Annotated in this window: 18 protein-coding genes; 9 read left to right on the plus strand and 9 right to left on the minus strand. The window is 62.9% G+C overall.

Features of this window, described 5'->3' with window-relative positions; translation table 11 throughout:
- Positions 1-147: 147 nt before the first annotated feature.
- Positions 148-999 (plus strand): ABC transporter substrate-binding protein, encoded by an 852-nt coding sequence (locus NKI17_RS02630; RefSeq protein WP_352570366.1) that lies wholly within the window; start codon positions 148-150, stop codon positions 997-999.
- Positions 1,000-1,013: 14 nt separating this feature from the next.
- On the opposite strand, the gene NKI17_RS02635 is transcribed toward NKI17_RS02630, so the two are convergent.
- Positions 1,014-1,424 (minus strand): tellurite resistance TerB family protein, encoded by a 411-nt coding sequence (locus NKI17_RS02635; protein WP_023677339.1) that lies wholly within the window; start codon positions 1,422-1,424, stop codon positions 1,014-1,016.
- 246 nt (positions 1,425-1,670) lie between these two features.
- Here NKI17_RS02635 and NKI17_RS02640 point away from each other — a divergent pair, with 246 nt between their 5' ends.
- Complete coding sequence (locus NKI17_RS02640) at positions 1,671-3,326, plus strand: lysine--tRNA ligase (RefSeq protein ID WP_352570365.1); 1,656 nt, start codon at positions 1,671-1,673, stop codon at positions 3,324-3,326.
- On the opposite strand, the gene NKI17_RS02645 is transcribed toward NKI17_RS02640, so the two are convergent.
- The 7 genes from NKI17_RS02645 to NKI17_RS02675 all read right to left on the minus strand — a co-directional run bounded on the left by NKI17_RS02645 (position 3,289) and on the right by NKI17_RS02675 (position 12,242).
- Positions 3,289-4,128, minus strand: a complete 840-nt coding sequence (locus NKI17_RS02645; protein ID WP_352905375.1) for a thermonuclease family protein — start codon at positions 4,126-4,128, stop codon at positions 3,289-3,291. The genes NKI17_RS02640 and NKI17_RS02645 overlap by 38 nt on opposite strands.
- A gap of 11 nt (positions 4,129-4,139) precedes the next feature.
- On the minus strand, positions 4,140-4,784 hold the full coding sequence (locus NKI17_RS02650; protein ID WP_352570363.1) for a S24 family peptidase: 645 nt from the start codon (positions 4,782-4,784) through the stop codon (positions 4,140-4,142).
- 82 nt (positions 4,785-4,866) lie between these two features.
- Positions 4,867-7,086: a 3-hydroxyacyl-CoA dehydrogenase NAD-binding domain-containing protein gene (locus NKI17_RS02655; RefSeq protein WP_352724915.1), complete on the minus strand. Its 2,220-nt coding sequence runs from the start codon at positions 7,084-7,086 to the stop codon at positions 4,867-4,869.
- 12 nt (positions 7,087-7,098) lie between these two features.
- On the minus strand, positions 7,099-8,307 hold the full coding sequence (locus tag NKI17_RS02660) for an acetyl-CoA C-acetyltransferase (protein WP_352570361.1): 1,209 nt from the start codon (positions 8,305-8,307) through the stop codon (positions 7,099-7,101).
- Between the two features lie 31 nt (positions 8,308-8,338).
- The gene (locus NKI17_RS02665; RefSeq protein WP_352635731.1) at positions 8,339-9,508 is read right to left on the minus strand and encodes an acyl-CoA dehydrogenase family protein; all 1,170 of its coding nucleotides are present in this window, start codon (positions 9,506-9,508) and stop codon (positions 8,339-8,341) included.
- 238 nt (positions 9,509-9,746) lie between these two features.
- The gene (locus NKI17_RS02670; protein ID WP_352635733.1) at positions 9,747-11,543 is read right to left on the minus strand and encodes an acyl-CoA dehydrogenase; all 1,797 of its coding nucleotides are present in this window, start codon (positions 11,541-11,543) and stop codon (positions 9,747-9,749) included.
- A 237-nt stretch (positions 11,544-11,780) separates the two neighbouring features.
- Positions 11,781-12,242: a MerR family transcriptional regulator gene (locus NKI17_RS02675; protein ID WP_023677331.1), complete on the minus strand. Its 462-nt coding sequence runs from the start codon at positions 12,240-12,242 to the stop codon at positions 11,781-11,783.
- A gap of 553 nt (positions 12,243-12,795) precedes the next feature.
- Between NKI17_RS02675 and NKI17_RS02680 the strand changes: the two genes are divergently transcribed.
- From NKI17_RS02680 to NKI17_RS02695, 4 genes are all read left to right on the plus strand, one after another.
- On the plus strand, positions 12,796-16,656 hold the full coding sequence (locus NKI17_RS02680) for a peptidoglycan-binding protein (RefSeq protein WP_352905376.1): 3,861 nt from the start codon (positions 12,796-12,798) through the stop codon (positions 16,654-16,656).
- A 191-nt stretch (positions 16,657-16,847) separates the two neighbouring features.
- Positions 16,848-17,771, plus strand: coding sequence for a sulfite exporter TauE/SafE family protein (locus NKI17_RS02685; protein ID WP_023676949.1), 924 nt, complete (start codon positions 16,848-16,850; stop codon positions 17,769-17,771).
- Positions 17,771-18,562, plus strand: coding sequence for a TIGR02186 family protein (locus NKI17_RS02690; RefSeq protein WP_352448631.1), 792 nt, complete (start codon positions 17,771-17,773; stop codon positions 18,560-18,562). Before NKI17_RS02685 ends, NKI17_RS02690 begins: the two co-directional genes overlap by 1 nt.
- A gap of 108 nt (positions 18,563-18,670) precedes the next feature.
- Positions 18,671-19,927, plus strand: coding sequence for an Hsp70 family protein (locus NKI17_RS02695; RefSeq protein WP_352756033.1), 1,257 nt, complete (start codon positions 18,671-18,673; stop codon positions 19,925-19,927).
- 5 nt (positions 19,928-19,932) lie between these two features.
- Here the strand turns inward: NKI17_RS02695 and NKI17_RS02700 are convergent, their stop codons facing one another.
- The gene (locus NKI17_RS02700; protein WP_352455139.1) at positions 19,933-20,835 is read right to left on the minus strand and encodes a LysR substrate-binding domain-containing protein; all 903 of its coding nucleotides are present in this window, start codon (positions 20,833-20,835) and stop codon (positions 19,933-19,935) included.
- 282 nt (positions 20,836-21,117) lie between these two features.
- Here NKI17_RS02700 and NKI17_RS02705 point away from each other — a divergent pair, with 282 nt between their 5' ends.
- The 3 genes from NKI17_RS02705 to NKI17_RS02715 are packed head-to-tail and all read left to right on the plus strand — an operon-like array spanning position 21,118 to position 25,726.
- The gene (locus tag NKI17_RS02705) at positions 21,118-24,048 is read left to right on the plus strand and encodes a molybdopterin oxidoreductase family protein (protein WP_352905377.1); all 2,931 of its coding nucleotides are present in this window, start codon (positions 21,118-21,120) and stop codon (positions 24,046-24,048) included.
- Positions 24,045-24,779 (plus strand): 4Fe-4S dicluster domain-containing protein, encoded by a 735-nt coding sequence (locus NKI17_RS02710; protein ID WP_352455137.1) that lies wholly within the window; start codon positions 24,045-24,047, stop codon positions 24,777-24,779. Before NKI17_RS02705 ends, NKI17_RS02710 begins: the two co-directional genes overlap by 4 nt.
- Before the next feature lie 11 nt (positions 24,780-24,790).
- Positions 24,791-25,726 (plus strand): dimethyl sulfoxide reductase anchor subunit family protein, encoded by a 936-nt coding sequence (locus NKI17_RS02715; protein WP_352455136.1) that lies wholly within the window; start codon positions 24,791-24,793, stop codon positions 25,724-25,726.
- Positions 25,727-25,728: the final 2 nt, after the last annotated feature.

A 25,728-nucleotide genomic window follows, 5' to 3' on the forward strand; every position in this document is an offset into this window, starting at 1 on the left:
GGCATCACGCAGTCACTTGCAAACTCACTAAACAATATCCCTAAATTGCAATGATGAAACCAAAAACCGTCGTACCTGTGTTTTTTTCGTACAAAAACCTGTGTTATTTCGTACGAAAGGCGGGGCAAGACCGGACGGAGTCGTCGCGTGGCGTTTCGGCGCATATCCATTTCATTGATCTTGATATTGATCGGAGCGCAATCGCTTGCGGCTGCTGCGCTCGCCGCGGAGCCGCAGGTGCCGGTGTTCTGGGACGCCAAGGAGCGGCTGCCAAAGCCGGACCTTTCGATGCTGCCGCGGCTGCGATTCCTGACCACCACGGATTTCCCGCCGTTCAATTTCCTCGATGGGGCAGGCCGGCTGTCGGGCTTCCATGTCGACCTGGCGCGCGCCATCTGCGCCGAGCTCGGCATTGCCGAAAAATGCCAGATCCAGGCGCTGCCCTGGGCCGAGCTCGAAGGTGCGCTCGGGAAAGGCGAGGGCGAAGCGATCATTGCCGGCATCGCCGCGACGCCGGAGTCGCGGTCGAAATACGCATTTTCACGCTCCTACCTGCAATTTCCGGCACGCTTCATCATGCTGAAGACACAGGCGCTGACCGAACCAATGTTCGACAAGCTGCGCAGCAAGCGTGTCGGCGTGATCGCCGGCTCCGCGCACGAGCGGATGCTGCGCGATTATTTCGGCGACGTCCAAATCGTCCCGTTCGCAAAGCCGGAGGAGCTTTATGGCGAGCTGAAAGCCGGCAAGATCGACGCCGCCTTCGGCGACGGCATGCGTTTCGCCTTCTGGCTCGGCGGTTCGGATGCAGCGGGCTGCTGCCGCTTTGCCGGCGGCCCCTATCTGGCGCCCGAATATCTCGGCTCAGGCATGGCAATCGCCACCAGGGCCGACGATCCGGCACTGGCCGCCGCTTTCGACTACGCGCTGCAGGAAATCTCGGTGAAAGGCACGTTCGCCGAGTTCTATCTGCGCTATTTTCCCGTCAGTTTTTTCTGAGCTTGGCCGCCGGCTCAGGTCAGCGTGCGAAGGCGGGCCTTGGCGGCTCGCGCAATGGCGGCGACCGTCAGCGCATCGAGGTCGAGTTCCCGGCGGACGAGCTGCAGGACGCGCACCTCCTCCAGGCGCATTTCGAGATCGACAGCTGCGACCTCGAAGGCGGCGGCATAGGCGGTGTCACGCAGGCGTTCGGGCAGCGCCTCGGCGACGCGCGCCAGGACGCCCTCCAGCCCATCCTTTTCATGCAGCATTTTCTGGCAGGCCTGGGCGACCTCGACCAGCCGCTCCTGGTTGAAATCCTCAAACACCGGCCAGGATCGAACGACGTCGCCGATCCGCGCCAGTTCGACGTCGGTCATGTCGCGGTCTGACGCCGAGGTGATGACCATCAGGTAGATCATGGCTTCGTGTGGCGACAATGGCATTTACAACTCCTTGAGACGGTCCCGAAGTTAGGAACGAGGGACCGGCGCCGCAAGGAAAAACAGCCGCGATCGTTGGCGCTCCGATCACGCCTTGGAACTTGATCCATCCTGACTATCGGGACGGGGGCTCTTAATCTTCTTGCCTGATCACGGTGCTGCCCGAAAACCGGGTTCCACTTTTCGGGATCATGGTCTAGAGCATGCGGCTGCCGGCATGGATGCTGGCAAAGTTGCAGGAATAGCATCATGGCCGAACAACAGCCGATCGATCTCAGCCCGGAAGTCCTCGCCGCCGCCGCCGAAAGCAAGGCGTGGCCATTCGAGGAAGCGAAAAAGATCGTCGCCCGCTACGCGAGCAGCGGCTACCCGGAAACGGTGCTGTTCGAGACCGGCTACGGCCCGTCCGGCCTGCCGCACATCGGCACGTTCGGCGAGGTGGCGCGCACATCTATGGTGCGCCACGCCTTCCGCGTGCTGACTGAAGACAAGGTCAAGACGCGGCTGCTGTGCTTCTCCGACGACATGGACGGATTGCGCAAGGTGCCGGACAATGTGCCTAACAAGGACATGCTGCGCGCCTATCTCGGCAAGCCGCTGACCAGGATACCGGACCCGTTCTCCAATGAGTATCCGTCCTTCGGCGCCGCCAATAACGCACGGCTGCGCGCTTTCCTCGACCGTTTCGGCTTCGATTACGAATTCGCTTCCTCAACCGACTATTATACTTCCGGCCGCTTCGACGCGACGCTGCTCAAGATGCTCGAGCGCTTCGATAAGGTGATGGCAATTATGCTGCCGTCGCTGCGCGAGGAGCGGGCGCTGAGCTATTCGCCCTTCCTGCCGATCCATCCCAAGACCGGCATCGTCATGCAAGTCGCGATCGACGAGCGCAAGCTCGACGCCGGCACCATCGTGTGGCGCGACCCGGACACCGGCGAGCGCTTCGAGACGCCGGTGACCGGCGGTCATGCCAAGCTGCAATGGAAGCCAGATTGGGCGATGCGCTGGGCAGCACTCGGCGTCGATTACGAGATGTCCGGCAAGGATCTGATCGATTCCGTCAAGCTCGCCGGGCAGATTTGCCGCGCGCTCGATGCTCCGGCACCGGAGGGCTTCAATTATGAGCTGTTCCTCGATGAGAACGGCCAGAAGATCTCGAAGTCGAAGGGCAATGGGCTGACCATCGACGAGTGGCTGACTTACGCGCCGACCGAGAGCCTTAGCCTTTATATGTTCCAGCGCCCGCGAACCGCGAAGAAGCTTTATTTCGACGTCATCCCGAGGGCGGTAGACGAATATTACACGTTCCTCTCTGCCTATCAGAGGCAGGACTGGAAGGAGCGGCTGGGCAATCCGGTCTGGCACATGCATGACGGCAATCCCCCGGCAGTCGACCTGCCGGTTCCGTTCTCGCTGCTGCTCAACCTGGTCAGCGCCTCGAATGCGCAGAACAGGGACGTGCTGTGGGGTTTCATTTCGCGCCACGCGCCGGGTGTGACGCCGACAACCCATCCCGAGCTCGACCGGCTGGCCGAATATGCCATCCGCTATTTCGACGATTTCGTGAAGCCGGCGAAAGTGTACCGTGCTGCCGACGCGGTCGAGCGCGAGGCGCTGACCAAGCTTTCGGAAGCGCTCGCCGCGCTGCCGGCTGATGCCGACAGCGAGGCAATCCAGAACGCTGCCCTCAATGTTGCGCGCAAGATCGAGCGCTACCAGGATCATTCCAAGCAGAGCCCGGAGGGCGGACCCGGTGTCTCCGTCGCCTTCTTCCAGATGATCTATCAGGTGCTGATAGGTCAGGAACGCGGGCCGCGCTTCGGCTCCTTCGCCGCGCTCTACGGCATCGCCGAAACGCGCGAGCTCATTCAGCGGGCGCTGGCTGGTCAGCTGGCGGCATGAGGACGCCGTCTTGCTCCTCCAGGATCGAGCTAGGCGCTACAGGCGCGGATCGCGACGCAGCAGCCGGGAGCGGCGGCAGGCCTGAAACGCTCGGCGGCGGCCCGAAGACGCCTTTTTTTGCTGCACGCGCCTTCTCGCCGGCTTCTGCGTAAGGGCCGCCCTTGGCGGCGCGCGCCCAGCCATTTTCGACCAGCCATTGGCCGATATCCTGATTGCCGATCCGGCACTCGGCGGCGATCAGATCACGACCGCCTTCGGGCGGCACGGCACAGACCACCGCACGACTGCGGAGAAAGGCGCGGAAGGCCGTTCGCGCCCGAATGCCGCAATTCCAGGACTCGCCGCCGTCGGTGCAAGTCTCCTCCTGCTTGACGATGTCGATACCGGAAACCGCAATCGAATAGCCCTTTACTTCGATGACCCCGGCGGCCGACGCGACTGGCTGGAATAGTTTCGTGCCTTTCCAGTCGTCGGGCATTTTCGTTTTTGGCGGCTTGGGCGGTCCGGCCAATGCCAGATCGCTCAACGGGGCGCGCGGCTCTATCCGTTCAAGCTCGTTGGAACCGAGCTGCGGCGGCACCACGATTTCTGGATCGATTGCCCTCGAATGCGCCGCCTGCTTGGCCGGCACTGGCTTCGGGATGGCCGACGTAGCCGGCGCGGCGGGCTGCGGTTCAGCGCCGACCTGGATTTGCTCCCAGGGGCCGCCGCTTTCGCTCTGGACGGCGCGGCCGGCGGCGACAATTGCCGTGGCCATCGCCGGGATCGCCAGAACAGCCAAGGCAAGGTGAGGCAGACGCACCGGCCCCGCGCCTACTGGCTTGCCCAGACAATCCGCGCCACCCATTCGACATCGCGCATGGGGATGTCGCGGTCCGGGTGATCGGGATTGAGGGAGACCAGCGCGATTGACCTCGGTGTCTGGCCGTCGAGCACCTTGGCCATCACCTCGCCGGCATTGGTCTTGACGACGACGCGATCACCCTTTCGTATGGTAGCCCCTGGCTCGACGATCAGGACATCGCCATTGCGATAGAGCGGCAGCATGGAATCGCCCTGGACCTTCAAGGCATAGGAGGTTTCGGTTGCCCGTGCCGGAAGCTCGATCAGGTCCCATCCCTGCCCCGCTGGAAACCCGGCGTCGTCGAAGAAGCCACCGGCGCCCGCCTGGGCGAAGCCGAGCAGCGGCACCGACGATCTCTGCACGGGTAGTGCGCCGGAATGACTCCGACCCTCGACCAGCCCCGCAAATTCATCCAGCGAGGCGCCGGTTGCCTCGATGATCTTGGCCAGCGATTCGGTCGACGGCCAGCGCGGCCGTCCATCTGAGGACAGCCGCTTCGATTTGTTGAAGGCGGTCGAGTCGAGGCCAGCGCGCCTGGCCAGTCCAGAGGCCGAAAGCGAATAACGCTCGGCAAGAGCGTCGATGGCGGCCCAAACGCGGTCGTGCGAGAGCACCTTGCTCTTCCTTCGAAACAGGAAAAAATACCTTCCCTGTTCTATCCCTTGGCCGCCATCTTGTCCACCGCCGAAGACGGGGTCAGGCTGCCTCCTTGGCCTCGTCTCTGGTATAGGGATCGAAGCGCTCGTAGAAGGTCTCGCCCTTCTCGGCCATATCAAGCAGCAGCTTCGGCGCCTTGAACTCGGTGCCGTATTTCTTCTGCAGGCGCTTGGCGAGTTTGACGAATTTCTTCGCGCCGATGCCGTCGATGTAGGACAGTGCACCGCCTGTATAGGGCGCGAAGCCGAAGGCCAGGATCGAGCCGACATCGGCCTCGCGTGGGTCGGTAACGATGCCCTCTTCCATCACCCGTACCGCCTCAAGCGCGATGGTGACCAACAGCCGCTGCTTCAGTTCCTCATAATCGACCTGCTCCGGCGCCAGCTGCGGGTAGAGATCCCTGAGGCCTGGCCACAGCTTCTTCTTGGCCGGTTTTGCCGGATAGTCATAGAAGCCCTTGCCGTTCTTGCGGCCCAAGCGACTATGCGTGTCGACCATCGTGTTGATCAGCGCCATCTGCTTCGGATCGACCGCCTTGTCGCCGAGGTCGCGCATGGTCTGCTTCATGATCTTCTGGGCAAGGTCGATCGCCGTCTCGTCGGTCAACGCCAAAGGACCGACCGGCATGCCGGCGGCCTTGGCCGCGTTCTCGATCATTGGCGCCGGAACACCTTCGATCAGCATCTTGTAGGCCTCCGACATGTAGCGCAGCACGCAGCGATTAACATAGAAGCCGCGCGTATCGTTGACGACAATCGGCGTTTTCTTGATGGCACGGACAAAGTCGATCGCGGTTGCCAACGCCTTGTCGCCGGTCTTCTTGCCGAGGATGATCTCGATCAGCATCATCTTGTCGACCGGCGAGAAGAAATGGATGCCGATGAAATTCTTCGGCCGCGCCGAATTCCTGGCCAGCGATGTAATCGGTATGGTCGACGTATTCGAGGCGAAGATCGCCGACGGCTTGAGCACAGCCTCGGCCTGTTCGGTGGCACCCTTCTTTACGGCCGAATCCTCGAATACCGCCTCGACCACAAGATCGCAGCCGGCGAGATCCGCATAGTCGGCCGTCGGCGTGATTAGCGACAGCAACTGATACTTGTCCTGCGGCTTGGCACGGCCCTTCTTTACCTGATCCGAGATCAGGTTGTCGGAATGCGCCTTGCCCTTGGCGGCGGACTCCATGTCGCGGTCGAGCAGCACCACCGGAATGCCGGCCTTGGCCGTCACATAGGCTATACCGGCGCCCATGAAGCCGGCGCCGAGTACGCCGATCTTCTTGAACTTCGTTTCCGGCACACCGGCCGGGCGGCGCGCGCCCTTGTTCAGTTCCTGCAGCGACACGAACAGCGAACGGATCATCGCTGCCGCTTCCCTGGTCTGCATGATCTCGGTGAAATAGCGTTGCTCGATCCGCAAGGCGGTGTCGAACGGCACCAACAGGCCCTCATAGACGCATTTCAGGATGGCGGCAGCGGCGGGATAATTGCCATAGGTTTCTCGGCGCAGAATGGCGATGGCCGGCGGCCACAGATTGGCACCGGCCACCGAATAGATCGGGGCGCCGGGCAGCTTGAAGCCCTTTTCATCCCATGGCGCCACCGGTTTCAAGCCGTTCCTGATCATCGCCTTGGCGGTTTCGACCAGCTTGTCCGGCTCGGCAATCTCATGGATCAGGCCCATCGACTTGGCCTTCTGAGGCGACAGCGTCTGGCCGGACGTCAGCATTTGCAGCGCCTGCTGCTGGTCGGTCAGCCGTGGCACGCGCTGGGTGCCGCCGGCCCCCGGAAAAATGCCGATCTTCACTTCGGGAAGCGCCATCCTCACTTTGTCTGAATCGGCCGCGACACGGCCATGGCAGGCGAGCGACAATTCGAACGCGCCACCCATGCATGTGCCGTTGATCGCCGAAACCCATGGCTTTCCCGAAGTTTCCAGCTTACGGAACAGGCCGTTCATGGTGCCCGCATTGTCGAACAGCGCCTTGGTCGCCTTCTCCGGGTCCTTCGCCTTGTCGGCGGCGAAGGTCGCCAGCATCTTCTGCAGCATGGTGATGTCGGCGCCGCCCGAGAACGTATCCTTGCCGGAGGTGATCACCGCGCCCTTTATCGCTGCATCGCTCGCCACTTTGTCGACGATGGTATTCAGTTCGAGCATCACCTCCTCGGTGAAGACGTTCATCGAACGGTCCGGCATGTCCCAGGTGACCAGCGCAATGCCGTCGGCGTCGATGTCGAGGGTGAAATTGGTGTAGCTCATCATCTCTCTCCGTCAGACGCGTTCGATGATCGTTGCAGTGCCCATGCCGGCGCCGATGCAAAGCGTCACCAGCGCGGTGTTGAGGTCGCGGCGTTCCAATTCGTCCAGCACCGTACCGAAGATCATCGCACCGGTGGCGCCGAGCGGATGGCCCATGGCGATGGCCCCACCATTGACGTTGATCCGGTCATGCGGAATGTCGAAAGCCTGCATGTAGCGCAGCACCACCGAAGCGAAGGCCTCGTTGAGCTCGAACAGGTCGATGTCCGACAGCCTCATCTTCGCCCGCTTCAACAGCTTCTCGGTGACGTCGACGGGGCCGGTCAGCATCAGCACCGGTTCGGAGCCGATATTGGCGAACGCACGGATGCGTGCGCGCGGCTTGAGGCCGAGCGTCTTTCCCGCCTTTTTCGAGCCGAGCAGCACGGCCGCCGCGCCATCGACGATGCCGGAGGAATTGCCGGCATGGTGGACGTGGTTGACCTGTTCCACCTCGGGATGCTTCTGCACGGCGACGGCGTCGAAGCCGCCCATTTCGCCGGGCATGACGAAGGACGGGTTGAGCGCGGCCAGCGACTGCATGTCGGTCGAGGGCCGCATATGTTCGTCATGGTCGAGAATGGTCAGGCCGTTCTGGTCCTTGACCGAGATCACCGAATTCTTGAAGCGGCCCTCGCCCCACGCCTTGGCGGCACGCTTCTGGCTTTCGACTGCGTAGGCATCGACGTCGTCGCGCGAAAAGCCGTATTTGGTGGCGATCAGGTCGGCCGAGATTCCTTGCGGCACGAACCAGCCGGGCAGGCCGACCGATGGGTCCATGAACCAGGCGCCGCCGGAGGCGCCCATGCCGACGCGCGACATCGATTCGACGCCACCGGCAATGACGATCTCGTCGGCGCCCTGCGCGATCTTGGCGGCGCCGAAATTGATGGCGTCGAGGCCCGAGGCGCAGAAGCGCGATATCTGCATGCCAGGCGCCTTGGTGTCGTAGCCGGCCTCGAAAGCGGCGGCACGTGGAATGACCGCACCCGCCTCGCCAACCGGATCGACACAACCGAAGATGATGTCGTCGACGGTGCCGGTGTCCAGCCCGTTGCGGTCGCGGATGGCCTCGAGCACCTTGGCGCCGAGCCGCACCGCCGGCACTTCGTGCAGCGAGCCATCCTTCTTGCCCCTGCCGCGCGGCGTGCGCACGGCATCATAGACATAAGCTTCGGCCATTTTCCTGCTCCTTGGGTTTGCTGAAACTCGCTCAGAGCGAGCGCCCGATCAGCAATTTCATGATCTCGTTGGTGCCGCCGTAGATGCGCTGGACGCGGGCGTCGCGGAACATGCGCGCAATCGGATATTCATTCATGTAGCCATAGCCGCCATGCAATTGAAGGCATTCGTCGACGACTTTTCCTTGCAGGTCCGACAGCCAGTATTTGGCCATAGACGCGGTCACCGGGTCGAGGCCGCCGTTAATGTGACGGGCAACGCAGTCATTATAGAAGACGCGGCCGATGGTCGCCTCGGTCTTCAATTCGGCAAGCTTGAACTGGGTGTTCTGGAATTCGATGATGGGCTTGCCGAAGGCCTTGCGCTCCTTGACGTAGTCGATGGTAAGCGCCAGGGCCCGCTCGACCATGGCGATAGCAGTGGTGCCGATCTGCAGCCGCTCCTGCGGCAATTGCTGCATCAACTGGACGAAGCCCTGGCCTTCGTCGTTGCCGAGCAGGTTCGAGGTCGGCACACGTACGTCGTTGAAGAACAGTTCCGACGTGTCGTTGGCCTTGAGGCCGATCTTGTCGAGGTTGCGGCCGCGCTCGAAACCCTCCACCTCGTCGGTCTCGACGACGATCAGCGAGATGCCCTTGGCGCCCTTCTCAGGATCGGTCTTGGCAACGACGATGATGAAATTGGCGAGCTGGCCGTTGGTGATAAAGGTCTTCGAGCCGTTGAGCTTGTACCGGTTGCCGTCCTTTTCGGCGCGCGTCTTGACGCCTTGAAGGTCGGAGCCCGCACCCGGCTCGGTCATGGCGATGGCGCCGATCAGCTCGCCGGTCGCCAGCCTCGGCAGCCACTTCTTCTTCTGCTCCTCCGAGCCGTAGTGGAGGATATAGGGGGCAACGATCGAATTGTGCAGGCCAATGCCGAACCCGTCGACGCCGACATGGCCGATCGCCTCGATGATGGCGCTCTCATGCGCGAAGGTGCCGCCCGATCCGCCATATTCCTCCGGCATCGAGGCGCAGAGCAGGCCGGCAGCACCCGCCTTCAGCCAGCTCTCGCGGTCGACCATTTCGTTCTTCTCGAATTCGTCGTAACGCGGCGCGATCTCTTCCGACATGAAGCGGTGCGCCATGTCGTAAAGCATGCCGACCTCGTCCGCCGCCCAGGCGGGCTTGGGAAGGCCAAGGATTTCGGCGGGGTGGGTCATGGTTTCTCCCTCGCGCCAACGTTCCCCTCCCCCTCGAGGGGAGGGTAGCCGAGAAGCGGCCGGGTGGGGTCGCCGATGACGTGCTCGACCTTGTCTTTTACAACCTGCGCCATATGCCACGGCATTGCGATCATTTTCCTCCAAGGCATGCACCAGAATGGAGGTCGGCGCACTGCACCCAGGACCCCTCCCGGCCCTTCGGGCCACCCTCCCCTCGAGGGGGAGGGGAACGCCGAAGCTAGAACGCTTCCGCCGGCAGTGCCATCAATGTGTCGGCACCGCTGGAGATGCGGGCAAGATGCGCCGACGTCTCCGGCATGATCCGCTCTATGAAGAAGCGCGCCGTCACCAGCTTGTGGTCGTAGAAAGACGAAGCGCCGTCGGCGCCATTCGCCAATTTCGCTGCGGCCACCCTGGCCATCTGCGCCCACATATAGCCCAGCGCCACCAGGCCGAAGAGATGCATGTAGTCGGTCGAGGCGGCACCGGCGTTATCGGGCTTGGCCATGCCGTTCTGCACCAGCCACATCGTCGCCGTCTGCAGATCGTTGAGGCCCTTCTTCAGCGCCTTGGTGAAGGTCGCCATCGTCTCGTCGGTGCGGTTTTCCTCGCAGAACTCTCCGACTTCCTTAAAGAAAGCCTGGACCGCGCGGCCGCCATTCAAGGCCAGCTTGCGGCCGACGAGGTCGAGCGCCTGGATGCCGTTGGCACCCTCATAGATCATGGCGATGCGCGCATCGCGGACGAACTGGCTCATGCCGTGCTCTTCTATATAGCCGTGGCCGCCGAAGACCTGCTGCGCCATTACCGCATGATCGAACCCCTTGTCGGTGAGCACGCCTTTGACCACCGGCGTCATCAGGCCGGTGTAGTCGTCTGCGACCTGGCGATCTTTGTCGTCACCGGAGCGGTGAGCGATGTCGGACTTGATCGCCGTCCACAGCGCCAGCGCGCGGCCGGCCTCGTTGAAAGCCTTCATGGTCATCAGGCTGCGGCGGATGTCCGGATGGACGATGATCGGATCGGCCTTCCTGTCCGGCGCCTTCGGCCCTGACAGCGAGCGGCCCTGCAGACGATCCTTGGCGTAGGAAACCGCATTCTGGTAGGCAACCTCAGATAGCGAAAGTCCCTGCAGGGCGACGCCAAGCCGCGCCTCATTCATCATGGTGAACATTGCTTTCAGCCCGCCATTGGCCTCGCCGAGCAGCGTGCCTTCAGCGTCGTCGTAATTCATGACGCAGGTCGAGTTGCCATGGATACCCATCTTCTCCTCGATCGAGCCACAGGAGACGGTGTTCTTCTCGCCCGGATTGCCTGAGGCATCGAGCTTGAGCTTCGGCACGATGAACAGCGAGATGCCCTTCACGCCATCCGGCGCGCCCTCGATACGGGCCAGCACCAGGTGGACGATATTGTCCGACATGTCATGCTCGCCGGCCGAGATGAAGATCTTCTGACCGGAGATCCTGTAGGTGCCGTCGCCATTTGGGACGGCCTTGGTGCGCAGCAAGCCAAGATCGGTTCCGCAGTGTGGCTCGGTCAGGTTCATGGTGCCGGTCCAGGCACCCTCGACCAGCTTCGGCAACCATGTTGCCTTCTGCTCTTTGGTGCCATGGGTGATGATCGCAGCGATCGCGCCTTGCGTCAGGCCGGCATACATCATCAGCGACATATTGGCCGACACCATGTATTCGGCAACCGCAGTGTGCACCGCGTAGGGCAAGCCTTGCCCGCCAAACTCGACAGGTGCCGCGAGCCCCATCCAGCCGCCTTCGCGATACTGGTCGAAAGCTTCCTTGAAGCCTTTCGGCGTCGTTACCGAACCGTCGTCATGGCGCATGCAGCCTTCCACGTCGCCAACGCGGTTCAGCGGCTGCATCACGTTTTCGGCGAGCTTCGCGCCCTCGGCAAGGATGGCCTCGAGCACATCCGGCGTCGCGTCGGAAAATCCGGGAAGATTGGAATAACGCTGATATCCCAGCACTTCGTTCAGCACGAACAGCGTGTCCCGGACCGGCGCTCTGTAGATCGGCATGCGTTTCCTCCACCATGCGGTCTTGGCCCCGAAATCAGCCCCAGCATATGAGGATGGCAGACGGACCAACGTTGTGGTCGAGATAACAAATATTGACGTTTGCGTAAACGTCAATTCGGCGGTGCGTCAAATTTTCTCCCGCGCGCCAGGACGACAAACGACAAAGCACGGCAAACGACGAAGAACCGCGCAGCGAAAGCCACGCGGCTCTTATTCGTCACAAATCGAAAGCTTAGTTTAGCTCGCTACGCTGGCCTGCGGCGTCGAGCGCTCGATCAGCATTTGCCGGACGGTCGACATCGAAGCACTCAGTTCGCTGATGGCGTCGTCGATCAGCGCCCGCTGCTTCTGCAGACGGGCAAGCTGCTTCTCCGACTTGTCGAGCGCCAGCCGCAATTGCTTGGTGTTGGAGCCGTTCGGATCATAGAGGTCCATCATCTGCTTGACGTCGCGCAGCGAGAACCCGACCTTGCGGCCAAGCAGGATCAGCTTCAGCCGGGCCCTGTCGCGGCGTGTATAGAGACGGGTCGAGCCGTCGCGCTGCGGGTTGAGCAGACCCTTGTCCTCATAGAAACGCAGCGTACGCAGCGTCACTCCGTATTTCTTGGCCATTTCGCCGATGCGGACAAGCTCTTCACCGGCTTCGCTCGACATATCGTTGGTGTTGGCCGCGGCTTGGCCGGGCGAAATAAGTTTCATGGTCACTGGCTTTCCCCGTCTGGTGGCGTCGCGGTCGCGGACCTTGCGTCGCCTGAGTGAAAGCGGGGGCGTGCTTCCACTCGTGGTTTCAACAAACAAATCGCAAACGGCGTAATCCGCTCATTTACGTTTACGTCAATTCTATATCGATAGCCGCCTCACCACGCAAGAGCGTTCTGGTCTTGCAACTTTATGCCGCAGCACCAGCGGACAACCTAAAAGGTCGTTCCCGATTTCGGGAGCGATCATGCGGCTGATCAAAATTCTACAACGTCTTTTGCGCGTCCAAAAAAAAACACCCGGCGCCGTCGGCAGCCAGCCGACAAAGTTGCAACTTCTTAAGCTTGGTTAACGCGTTGTTTACCACGTTGGGGCGAAATGTGCGCATGTCGGTTACCCGTGTCTATCCTGTACTGAATTTTTCACGGTTTTTCGGAGCGCGGATGAGACCCGGGAAGCTCGTCTTCCACTGCAACAAGCCAAGCAGTCGCCTTCGTCCCGGCAGGACTTTGGGAACCTGGTGAAAGCCAGCAATTCTGAAACGGGCGCATTGATGAACAGCAAGCGGTCCTACCTCGATACACTCAACGCCGGCAGGCAACGCCGGCCGCACACGACGCTTGAAGAGCTCAACCGCTCCCTGGAAACTCTGGAGCAGCGGCTGGAGCGGACGCGCGAGGAGACGGCAAGCCACCCCGATCCGCGCCGACCAGCGGCAGAACCACGCTATCCCAGCGCCCAACCCTATGGCCAGCAGCGCCGGTATGAGGATCCACGCGCGCAGCGGCCGAAAGGTCCAGCAGCGGCTTTCGACCAGAATTACCAGGCGATCGCCCGCGATATCGACCGGGTGCGCGGCCAGGAGGACAGCGTCGCCCTAGCCGGCAAGATCGCCGGGGAATTGCGCGGCCTGCGCGAAGACTTGCGCCAGCAGATGACCTCCGGCCTGCAACGCGAGTTCGAGGTACTGCGCAAGAATATTGGGCGAGCCTTCCAGTCAAATGGCGGCGGCAAAGGCAGCGCCGAACTCAGCGTCGAATTCGAGCGGCTTTCCGGCGCCATCCAGACACTGGCCGAAAAAAGCGACGACAGAAGCGTCAATATGCTGCGGCTCGAGCTTGAGCAGGTCAAAGCCGCGCTCGATACGCTGGCGCGCGAGGAGAGCGTGCAGGCGGTCGGACGCCGCTGGGACGATTTCGACCGCCGCTGGAACGCTTTCGAGGATCGCGTCGAGGCCGATCAGCGCAAGCGTTCCGATGCACCCGGCCTGTCGGCGCTGACGGAGCGGCTCGAACAGATCAGCAATGCCGTCAGCAATCTGCCGGAATCGCTGTCGCTGCGCTCGCTCGAGGAAAAGGTCCGCACGCTTGCCGGAGCGGTCGACCATTTCGCCCGCCAGCAGGACAATCGCGGCGGCGACACATTCAGTCAGATCGACGAGCGGCTCGACGAGATTTCCCGCGCGATCGTCGCCTCGACGGTTGCCGCGCAAGCCAATTCGTTCGACCCCGAGCCCTTCGAACGCATCGAGAAGCGGATCGATTCACTGGCCCAGCAAATCGAAGAAGTGTCGCAGGATCGTCCGGGTCGGGAGGTCATTGACCGTCTCAACACATTGTCGAGCCGCGTGGATGAACTGGCCGGCCGAGCCAATCTGCCGGAACAGGCGATGGAGCGCCTTGCCAGGCAAGTCGCGCTTATTGCCGACAAGATCGACCACGCACCTGCCATGCCCGACGCCGACTACATCTTCCAGGGGCTCGAGCAGCGCTTCGACGTGCTGTCCAGCATGATGGAACGTCGTCAGGGCGACGCAATCGAACAAGGCAACATGCTGTTTCGCGACCTTGAGCGCCGGTTGGACGAGGTCGCCGACAGGCTGGACCAGCGCATGCCGCAGGTCGATAGCGCCGGCATTATGGATGCCATCGACGCCCGCTTCACCGCACTGGCCAAGCGGATTGAGACGCGCGTTCCAGATCCCGCCAACGAGGCGGCGATCCGTGGCCTGGAGAGCCGGCTCGAAGACATCTCAAGCCGGCTGGATTCGTCCGCGGCGCAGGTCGCCAGCATCGACCCGGCGTTGATCCGCAGCCTTGAAGCGCAGGTCGCCGGCCTGACGGCGCATCTTTCCAAGCCCGGCACGCCGCTGCCGGAATTCGACGACATCAGCCCGCGTCTCAACGAAATCGAGAAGTCGCTGGCCGGAACCCGCGATTCCATCCTCGGCGCGGCGCGCGAGGCGGCTGAGAGCGCCGTCCGCTCACTGGCCGGATCAAGCGCCAACACGGCGGCCGTTACCGGCCTCGCCCAGGACCTGAAGACGCTCGAGGCACTGACGCGCCGTTCGGACGAGCGCAATTCGAGAACGTTCGAGGCTATCCACGATACGCTGCTCAAGATCGTTGACAGGCTTGGTTCATTGGAGACGGGCGAACCGGCAAGCGCGGAGTTGAGCAAGCGTTTCGGCCGGCCATCCAAGATCTCGGTGCAGGACGCACCGTCGATGGACCTCGACCAGCCGCTGCCGTTGACGGGCAGCATGGCCGATCTCGACGGCCGCGCCGCGGCGCTCGTGCGCGACGAGCCAGGTCCGCGTACGCCAGCCGAGGCCGCCGCCGCAGCAGCCCTGGCGGCTCTCGGTTCAGACACGACGCGTGAAAAAACCGAGCAAGGCGGCGGCAGGAAATCGATGTTAGGCGGGCTGGCGCGCGCCTTGAAGGGCAAGAAGGACGCCGAGATGCCGCCGCTTGCAGGCTCGGCGCAGAGCGCCGAGATACCGAGCGTCGATCTCGACGAGCCCCTCGACCCCAAGCTCGCCAACCGGCCACTGGAACCCGGCTCCGGCGCACCCGACCTCAGCGCCATCATGAAGCGCGTGCGCGACGAGCGCGGGCAGCCGACCCGGGAAGGCGGCGCTGAGGCGGCGAAATCGGACTTCATCGCGGCAGCCAGACGGGCTGCGCAAGCGGCGGCCGCCGAGGCGGACGCCCTCAAGCGCCAGTCGACGATGAAAGGCCCGGTCAAGGCACTCAGGATCGGCGACCTGCTCAAGGCGCGACGCAAGCCGATCCTGATGGGGGCAATCGCCATCATGCTGGCGCTTGCCGGCCTGCAACTGGGCAAAGCCTTCTTCTCCGACCCGGTCGAAGTCACCAACAATGAGGCGGCACCGGCCGTGGCCGTACAGCCGGTGGAAACCGCTTTGGCCAGCATTGCCAGCGAGCCGAAGGCGGACGCGCAGACGACAACACAGGAGAGCGCGCCGTCGCCCACGGTCAGGCAGGCAGAGCCATCCGCATCGATGACCAAGGACGACACGGCGGCGCAAACCGGCCCCGCTACACCGGCAGCCGAGACATCGACGGCGCCCTCGGCTTCTGCGGCGCCCGCTGACCTGGCGGCGCAAGACACCGCGGCCGCGGTGCCCGCGCCGGCAGCGGCGACGGCCAGCGACGCCGAGCCAATGGCTGCCGCGCCTGCTATAGCCACCGCTGCGACGCAGGACACGACCGGCACGGTGCCGCCGGCGGATGCTGCCGCGGCAGGCGTTGCCAAGATCGACGTTCCGGCCGATGCCGGTCCGGCCGCCCTGCGCGATGCAGCGGCCGGCGGCGACGCCAAGGCGCTGTTCGAGATCGGCTCGCGCTACGCCGAGTCTCGCGGCGTCAAAGAAGACATGGCGGCGGCGGCCAAATGGTATGAGAAAGCTGCCGAACTCGGTTTCGCACCGGCAGAATACCGCATCGGCAATTTCTACGAGAAGGGCATCGGCGTCGCACGCGACATCAAGAAAGCGAAAACCTGGTACGAGCTTGCCGCAGCGCAGGGCAATGCCAGCGCGATGCACAATCTTGCCGTGCTGTTTGCGATGGCGGCGGATGGCGTGACCGACAATGAATCGGCAGCGCGCTGGTTCCAGGCGGCGGCGGATCTCGGCGTCAAGGATAGCCAGTTCAATCTCGGCATCCTCGCGGCGAAGGGCGTCGGCATGAAGCAGAACCTCGAGGAGAGCTACATATGGTTCGCACTCGTCGCCAAGACCGGCGACAAGGATGCGGCGGCCAAGCGCGACGAGATCGCCAAGGCGCTGAGGCCCGAGCAGCTGGAGCGCGCGCGGGCCGCGGCTGAACTGTGGAAGGCCAAGCCGCTCGATCCAGCCGCCAATTCGGCCGACGTTCCTGAATCGTGGCAGGACGGCACACCGCAGACGACCGCCGGCATCGACATGAAGAAAGCGGTCCAGAACATCCAGCGCATTCTCAACAAGAACGGCTACGAGGCCGGCAATCCCGACGGCATGATGGGCCAGAAAACCAAGAACGCGATCATGGCCTTCCAGGCCGACAACGATATGAAGGCAACCGGCGCGATCGACGAAAAGCTGGTCAAGGCGCTGCTTGCGCGTAAATAACGGCGGATGCGTCGTTTCCGCGACGCCCTTGCCACAGATTTGCCTGTTAACTGATTGAGTTGTTTTTTGTTTCGGCGGTGCGGCGAAGTTTGACTTCACGGCCCGGCCGGCGCAAGAACGAGATAGCCTTCTGACGCAAAATGCCCGCAACGGTTGCATTCGCCAGGAGGCAAACTGATCGAGACTGACGGGTGGGCATCTATCTCCCGATCGCGGAAATTTCCGTCAACATCTTCGTGCTGCTGGCCATGGGTGCGGCGGTGGGTTTCCTGTCGGGCATGTTCGGCGTGGGCGGCGGCTTTCTCATTACGCCGCTGCTGATTTTCTACAACATACCGCCGGCAATCGCGGTCGCCACCGGCGCCAACCAGGTCATCGCTTCCTCCTTCTCCGGCGCCCTGTCGCACATGAAGCGCGGCACGCTCGACTTCAAGCTCGGCGGCGTGCTTTTAGCCGGCGGCATCGTCGGCTCGACCGGTGGTATCTATGTCTTTGCGCTCCTGCGCCGGCTCGGCCAGCTCGACCTGTTCATCTCGCTGCTCTACGTCGTGCTGCTCGGCACCGTCGGCGGACTGATGCTGGTCGAGAGCGTCAATGCGCTGCGCGCCACTCGCAGCGGCGCCGCACCGGTGTTGAAGAAATCCGGCCAGCATAATTGGATCCACCGCCTGCCGCTGAAGATGCGGTTCAGGGCCTCGAAGCTCTTCGTCAGCGTCATTCCGGTGCTTGGGCTGGGCGCGGCGATTGGCTTCCTGTCCTCGATCATGGGCGTCGGCGGCGGCTTCATCATGGTGCCGGCCCTGATCTACCTTTTGAAAGTGCCGACCAACGTCGTCATCGGCACCTCGCTGTTCCAGATCATCTTCACCTCGGCTTACACCACGCTGGTCCACGCCACCACCAACCAGACGGTCGACGTCATGCTCGCCTTCCTGTTGATGGCAGGCGGCGTTGCCGGCGCGCAATATGGCGCCAAGGCTGGTCAGAGGCTGCGGGGCGAGCAACTCAGGGCGCTGCTGGCGCTGCTCGTGCTGGCGGTAGCCATCCGGCTTGCCATCGATCTTTTCGTCACGCCGCCCAATCTCTATTCTCTGTCCGGCGTGGGCCTGAGCTGATGGCCGGCCTAAGGACGCTCGCGGCCGCCGTCTTGCTGTCGCTGCTGGCTGCTGCGCCACCGGCGAAGGCGCAGGCGCCACTAACCGAAAACATCCAGATCGGCCTTTCCACCGACAATGTCTCGATTACCGCCGGCTTTTCCGGCGCCGACCTGACCATTTTCGGCTCACTGGAAAATGCCGATCCGCTTGTCGCGCGGCAAGGGCGCTACGACGTGATCGTCGTGCTGGAAGGCCCGGCTCGGCCGGTCGTCGTGCGCCGCAAGGACCGGGTGCTCGGCGTCTGGGTCAATCTGGAGTCGGAGACCTTCAAAAACGTACCTGTCTCCTATTCGGTGGCGACGACGCGGCCGCTGCAGGACGTCACCGATCCGAACAGCTACAAGCAGCTATCGCTTGGCGCCTCCAACCTCTATTTGCAGCCGGCCGACGCGGAGGACAGCCCGGCGACAATCGAGGAGTTCACCGCCGCGCTGCGCGAACGCAAGGCGGCGACCGGCCTCTACAGCGAGAATGTCGGCGGTGTGCAGTTCCTGTCGCAGAACCTGTTCCGCGCCACCGTCAGGCTCGCCCCAAACGTTCCGGTCGGCACCCATAAGGCCCGCGCGTTCCTGTTCAAGAGCGGCCTGTTCATCAAGGAAAGCTCCGCCCAGCTCGAAATCCGCAAGTCCGGTTTCGAACAGTCGATCTTCCGCGTCGCGCACGACTATTCCTTCCTCTACGGTGTCTTTGCCGTATCGCTGGCCATGCTGACCGGCTGGCTCGGAAGACTGGTGTTCAGGAAAGACTGAACTCTCGTAAAAGTGGTTTCCCTTTCCGAGGGTATGGGTTAGACCGCGACCCCCGGCCCGACCGGATACGAGCTGCTGCTCCCCAAATCAGAACTACAGGAACGCACGATGCGACCAGCATTTGCCGGTATCGACTTCGGCACTTCGAATTCCACCGTGAGCGTGGTCAGGAACGGGCAGCCGCGGCTGGTGGCGTTGGAAGACGGCCAGGTCACGCTGCCCAGTGCGGTATTCTTCAATTTCGAGGACAACCGCACCTATTTCGGGCGACGCGCCCTTGCCAACTATACGGACAGTATCGAAGGCCGCCTGATGCGCTCGTTGAAGAGTGTGCTCGGCAGCTCGCTCGCCCACGAAAAGACGCGCATCAAGGCGCGCTCGATCGGCTTCATGGAGATTGTCGGCCTGTTCGTCGGCCATCTGAAAAAGAAGCTGGAAGAAGAAGCCCATGACGCGGTCGACAGCGTCGTGCTGGGACGGCCCGTGCAGTTCGTCGACGACGATGCCGAGGCCGACGCCAAGGCGGAGCACGAACTCGAAAATGCCGCTCGTGCCCACGGCTTCAAGCACATCGCCTTCCAGTTCGAACCGATTGCCGCGGCACTCGACTACGAACAAAAGGTGACGCGCGAGGAACTGGCGCTGATCGTCGACATGGGCGGCGGCACGTCCGACTTCTCAATCGTGCGGGTCTCGCCCGAGCGCGCCCGCTCGCTTGACCGCAAGGACGACATCCTGGCCAGCCGCGGCATCCACATCGGCGGCACCGACTTCGACCGGCTGTTGAGCATCGCCCATGTGATGCCGCAGCTCGGCCATCTCTCACCGACCAAGGATGGCAAACGTAATCTGCCGGCGAGCTACTTCATCGACCTGGCGACGTGGCAGCGCATCAACCTGGTCTATACCGCAAGGGCGATGACGCATCTGCGCCAGATCCGCTATGAGGCGGAGCGCGCAGACCTGGTCGACCGCTTCATCCACATCGTCGAGCATCGTTACGGCCACGCGCTGGCGGCGCTGGTCGAAAAGGCCAAGATCGAGCTGACGGACCGATCGTCGGCCGATGTCGAGGTCGCGCTGCCGGAGGTGAGGTTCACGGCAGAAATCACGCGCAAGAGTCTCGAAGCCACCATAGCCAGGGACATTGAGCGTGTTGCGGCTACGGTCGAGCAGACCGTCCGCGACGCACAGGTGAAGGCCTCGGATATCACCGCGGTGTTCTTGACCGGCGGATCGACCGCGATCCCGCTGGCCAGGCAGCAGATCCTGGCGCTGGTGCCGCAGGCGTCGGTAATCGAAGGCGATGTGTTCGGCTCGGTCGGGCTTGGGCTGGCGCTCGACGCGCAGCGGAAGTTCGGCTGATCGGCTTAAAGCGGCGCGGATCTCTCGGCTTTGCCGCCAAGATGCGCCTTGAGCGCCATCTGGGCCAGGCTTGGCTGCCGGTCGCGATGCGTGATCATGGCAAATTCGCGCTTCGGCAGATCGATCGGCACGGAACGCAGACTGCCTTCGGCGACCGCGCGCGCGACGACGAGTTCCGAAATGATGCTGGCGCCGGCGCCGGCCTCGACCGCCTGGCGAATAGCCTCATTGCTCGGCAATACCAGGAATATCTGCAGGTCCGCGAACGAAATCCCGTCGCGTCGGGCAAGGTCCTCCAGCGCCTCGCGCGTGCCCGACCCGCCTTCGCGAATGATCCAGCGAAGCCCGCCAAGGTCGGGATGTCCAGGCGAAACTTCCGCGATCTCAGGGTGCGAGCGCGCCACGACCAGCATCATGCGATCGATATCGACCTTGGCACGCCGCAAAATGTCGGATTCGGTGCGCCCCTCGACCAAGCCAAAATCGGCTGCGCCATCAAGTACATTGGTCTCGACCTGCCTGGTGTTGCCAATGCTCACGCTCAGCCTGACGGCAGGATAGGCTTCGTGGAAAGAGGCGAGCCGGCGCGGCAGCCAATAGCTGGCGATGGTCTGGCTGGCAGCGATCGAGAGACTGCCTGATATCGTTTGCGAGACATGCTCCAGCACATTGTGGGCGGCCGCAGTCCGCTCGAGGACCGCCTTGGCCTCGGGCAAGAATCGGCGTCCGGTCTCCGCGAGCTCGATATTGCGGCCCACTCGGTTGAACAACTGGACGCCGTGCTGCTGTTCGAGCGAGCGGATGGCGGCCGACGCGGCCGACTGTGAGATGCCCAGCAACTCGGCCGCTTTGGTCATGTGCGCCCGTTCCGCGACGGCGACGAAGATCCGCAATTGGTCCAGAGTCATGCCAGCAATTAAGAAGCAAGTCCGATTGGAATTACAAGAGCAAGTTGTTAGACAGATTGATTGCTTTGTTCTAAATTTTGGCTCGAAATTGGAAAAAAGTCGCGCCAGAACAGTCGAGGGTAGAGATTTGGTGAGGCTGTTCAAATCGGTGTTCACGCATTGGTCCCGCAGCCTGCGGTGGCGGCTCGTCGGTGAACGCTATCGTCCGGAACAACATTACATGCGCGGCCCAGGTCCGAAGACGAGAGCCAAGGCCGCCGAACGCAAAAACATCGCCGGATCATGACCAACAGACCGCTGCGCGGCGCCAACTCAGCACCATCCCAACGGCCGCTCGCCGATACCCGCTCGCCCGCTGAAGGCGACGGCGTCGATACGTCGCCCGATGTCTCCGACAGCGTCGCCAAGACGACTTGCTATATGTGCGCCTGCCGCTGCGGCATCGACGTCCACATCAAGGACGGCAAGGTCCGCTACATCAACGGCAACAAGGATCACCCGGTCAACCGCGGTGTGCTGTGCGGCAAGGGCAGCGCCGGCATCATGCAGCATTACAGCCCGGCCCGGCTGAAGAAGCCGCTACTGCGCACCGGCCCGCGCGGCTCGGGTGAGTTCCGCGAAATCGAGTGGGAGGAAGCCTTGTCGATCGCGACAGAACGGCTTTCGAACATCCGCCGAACCGATCCGAAGAAACTTGCCTTCTTCACCGGGCGCGACCAGTCGCAATCGCTGACCGGCTGGTGGGCGAGCCAGTTCGGCACGCCGAATTTTGCCGCCCATGGCGGCTTCTGCTCGGTCAATATGGCGGCCGGCGGCCTCTACACGATTGGCGGTTCGTTCTGGGAGTTCGGCGAGCCCGACTGGGACAACACCAAATATTTCATGCTGTTCGGGGTTGCCGAAGACCATGATTCCAATCCGATCAAGATCGGCCTCGGCAAGCTCAAGGCGCGCGGTGCCAAGGTGGTTTCAATCAATCCCTGCCGCACCGGCTACAACGCGATTGCCGACGACTGGATCGGCATCCGGCCCGGCACCGACGGCCTGTTCGTGTTCGCCCTCATCCACGAATTGCTGAAGGCAGGGCGCGTCGATCTCGACTACCTCTTGCGCTACACCAACACCCACATCCTGGTCGTTCAGGAGCCTGGAGCTGCCGATGACGGGCTGTTCATGCGCGACGGCGACGGCAATCCGCTGGCTTGGGACAGGGTGGCGAAGACGCCTGTCGACGCCGGCGACACCGACGCAAAGCCCGCACTGACCGGCAGCGTTCTCGTCGACGGCCGCCGATGCGTGCCGGTCTTCCAACTCGTCGCCGACCGCTATCTGGACGAGTGCTATTCGCCCGACGCCGTCGCTGACCGGTGCGGCATCTCCGCCGACACCATCCGACGCATTGCTGCAGAACTCGCTCATGTCGCCTTCGAACAGCAAATCGAACTGCCGGTGGCCTGGACGGACTGGGCCGGCCGCCGGCACGAGACCATCAAGGGTCGGCCGGTGTCGATGCATGCGATGCGCGGCATCTCGGCCCATTCGAACGGATTTCACACTTGCCGCGCCATTCATCTGCTTCAGGTGCTTCTCGGCACGGTGGACGTGCCGGGCGGCTTCCGCTTCAAACCGCCTTATCCGCGGTCCGCGCCGCCGGGTCCAAAGCCCGCCGGCAAGAATGTGAAGCCGATGACACCACTCGAAGGCATGCCGCTCGGCTTCGTCTGCGGGCCGGAAGACCTGCTGATCGACGGAGGCGGCAAACCGATCCGTATCGACAAGGCCTACTCCTGGGATGCGCCGCTGGCCGCACACGGACTCATGCACACGGTCATTCGTAACGCCTGGGCCGGCGATCCCTACACGATCGACACGCTGTTCATGTACATGTCCAACATGGCCTGGAACTCGTCGATGAACACCGTCGAGACGATGGCGATGCTGACCGACGCGGACATATCGGGCGAATACAAGATCCCGTTCATCATCTATTCCGACGCTTATTATTCCGAGACCGTGCCTTTTGCCGATCTGGTGCTGCCGGACACGACCTATCTCGAGCGTCATGACTGTATCAGTCTGCTCGACCGGCCGATCAGCCACGCCGACGGGCCGGGCGACGCCATCCGCCATCCCGTCGTCGAGCCGGACCGCGACGTCAGGCCGTTCCAGACGGTGCTGATCGAACTCGGCGCGCGGCTCAGCCTGCCCGGCTTCGTTGACGACGACGGCTCCGCCAAATACCGCGACTATGCCGACTACATCGTCAATCACGAGCGCACGCCAGGTGTCGGTCCGCTCGCCGGCTGGCGCGGCAAGGACGGGGCCTCGGTCGGCAAGGGCGAGGTCAATCCCGACCAGTTGCAGCGCTACATCGATAATGGCGGCTTCTGGCACCAGGATTTCGCCGCCGATCAGCGCTACTACAAGATGGCCAACCGCTCGTATCTCGAATTGGCTGAGGGCATGGGCTTCATGCCGAAGGCCGAGCCGATCGTCTTCCAACTCTATTCGGAGCCGATGCAGCGCTTTCGCCTTGCGGCGCGCGGCCATGGCGGGGTGCTGCCGCCGGAGGCGGAGCGCAGCCGCATCGAGACCTATATGGATCCGCTGCCATTCTGGTATGCGCCCTTCGAAGAGGCTGCGGTCGACAGCCAAGCCTATCCGCTGCACGCGCTGACGCAGCGGCCGATGCACATGTATCATTCCTGGGGCGGGCAGAATGCCTGGCTAAGGCAGATCACCAGCCAGAACCGACTGTTCGTGCACTACCGGACGGCAGCCGGCCTCAGCCTTGTCGACGACGACTGGGTGTGGATCGAGAGCATCAACGGCAAGGTCAAAGGACAGATCAAGCTGGTCGACGGCGTCAACGCCAATACGGTGTGGACGTGGAATGCGATCGGCAAGCGTCGCGGCAGCTGGGGGCTGAAGGATGATGCGGCCGAATCCAATCGCGGCTTTCTACTCAACCACATCATCGGCGACCAGACCTCTGCCGATGCGAATGGCAAACACTATTCGAATTCCGATCCTGTCACCGGCCAGGCGGCATGGTTCGACCTGCGCGTGCGCATCGTCAAATGCGCAGACGAGGAAGCAGGCTTCACCGAACCGCAGTTCGAGCGGTTCCGACAGCCCCCGCATTTTGAGCCCCCGCCCGATAAGCTTAGTTTCGGCGCCGAATTCCGTCGGGAAAGAGAAGCTGCCAAATGACTTGCCTTCCCACCCATACCGACAAGAAGCTCGGCCTTGTCATCGATCTCGACACCTGCGTCGGCTGCCAGGCCTGCGTTACCGCCTGCAAAGAATGGAACACCGGCGGCCATATGGCGCCGCTAACCGACATCGACCCCTATGGCGGCAATGTCGACGGCGTCTGGTTCAACCGCGTGCACAGTTATGAGCACATGACCGAGATGGGTGGGCGCACGGTCAATTTCCCACGCTCCTGCCTGCACTGCGAGACGCCGGCGTGCGTCACGGTCTGCCCGACCGGCGCCTCCTACAAGCGGGCGTCGGATGGCATCGTGCTGGTCGACGAGGACAAATGCATCGGCTGCAAACTGTGCAGCTGGGCCTGTCCCTACGGAGCGCGCGAATTCGACACCAATGTCGGCGTGATGAAGAAATGCACGTTGTGCGTCGACCGCATCTACAACGACAATCTGGCGGAAGAAGATCGCGTGCCGGCCTGCGTCGCTGCTTGCCCGACCAGCGCGCGGCATTTTGGCGATCTGGGCGATCCGGCATCCGCTATCTCGCAACTGGTGGCCGAGCGCGGCGGTGTCGATCTGATGCCGGAAATGGGCTATAAGCCGACCAACAAATATCTGCCGCCACGTGCCCACACCACCCGCGCCGCATCGGTGCCGGCGCCAGCGCTTGAAGCGGTGCGGGCCGAAGGCGGCTTCCTCGGCTGGGTCGACCGCATGCTTTCGAACTGACCCGTGCCTTCATGCATCCAGCCTTCTCCGTCGTCTTTTTCACCACGGCCACGGGCGCCGGTTACGGCCTGCTCGCGCTGCTTGGCGTGCTCGCCGGACAGGGCTTTATCCCGCCCGATTTCTGGCTTGGCCTCACCGGCATGGGGCTGGCGCTTAGCCTGATCTCGACAGGCCTGCTGTCGTCGGCCGGCCATCTCGGCCGGCCCGAACGCGCCTGGCGTGCCTTCTCGCAATGGCGTAGCTCATGGCTGTCGCGCGAAGGTGTTGCCTCGGTCGCCACCTTCGTGCCGGCGGGGTTGTTCGGTATTGGCTGGGTGGTCCTCGGCCGTACGAGCGGCTGGGCGGCTGTCGCCGGGCTGCTCGCTGCCATCGGCGCGGTCGCAACCGTCTGCACCACCGGCATGATCTACGCGTCGTTGAAGCCGATTGCCCAGTGGCACAGCCGCTTCACCCTGCCCGCCTACCTGGTCTTTTCGGCGATGACCGGCAGCGTACTGCTCAACGCCCTGCTGCAGGGATTTGCCGCAGGCTCGAATATGCTTCTGGCGGGTGCCCTGTTGCTGACCGCGCTCGGCTGGGGTTTGAAGCTGGCGACCTGGCGATACAATGACAGGCTGGAGATCCCGACCAATGCCAACACCGCAACCGGGCTTTCCGGCGGCACGGTGCGGTCGCTGGAATGGCCGCATACCGAGGAAAACTATCTGCTCAAGGAGATGGGTTTTCGCATTGCGCGCAAGCACAGCGCTAAACTCCGCCAGATCACGCAGGTGCTGGCCTTTGCTTTGCCCGCGTTGCTGCTGGTCGCGGCGTTCGCCTTGCCGTGGCCCTATGCGGCAGCACTGTCGATACTCGCCGCAATCGCCCAACTCGCCGGAATGCTGGTCGAGCGCTGGCTGTTCTTCGCCGAGGCCAAGCACACGGTCACTTTGTACTACGGCAGGTAGGT

Origin of the sequence: Mesorhizobium sp. M0816 (assembly GCF_040320005.1) — a bacterium.
GTDB lineage: Bacteria > Pseudomonadota > Alphaproteobacteria > Rhizobiales > Rhizobiaceae > Mesorhizobium.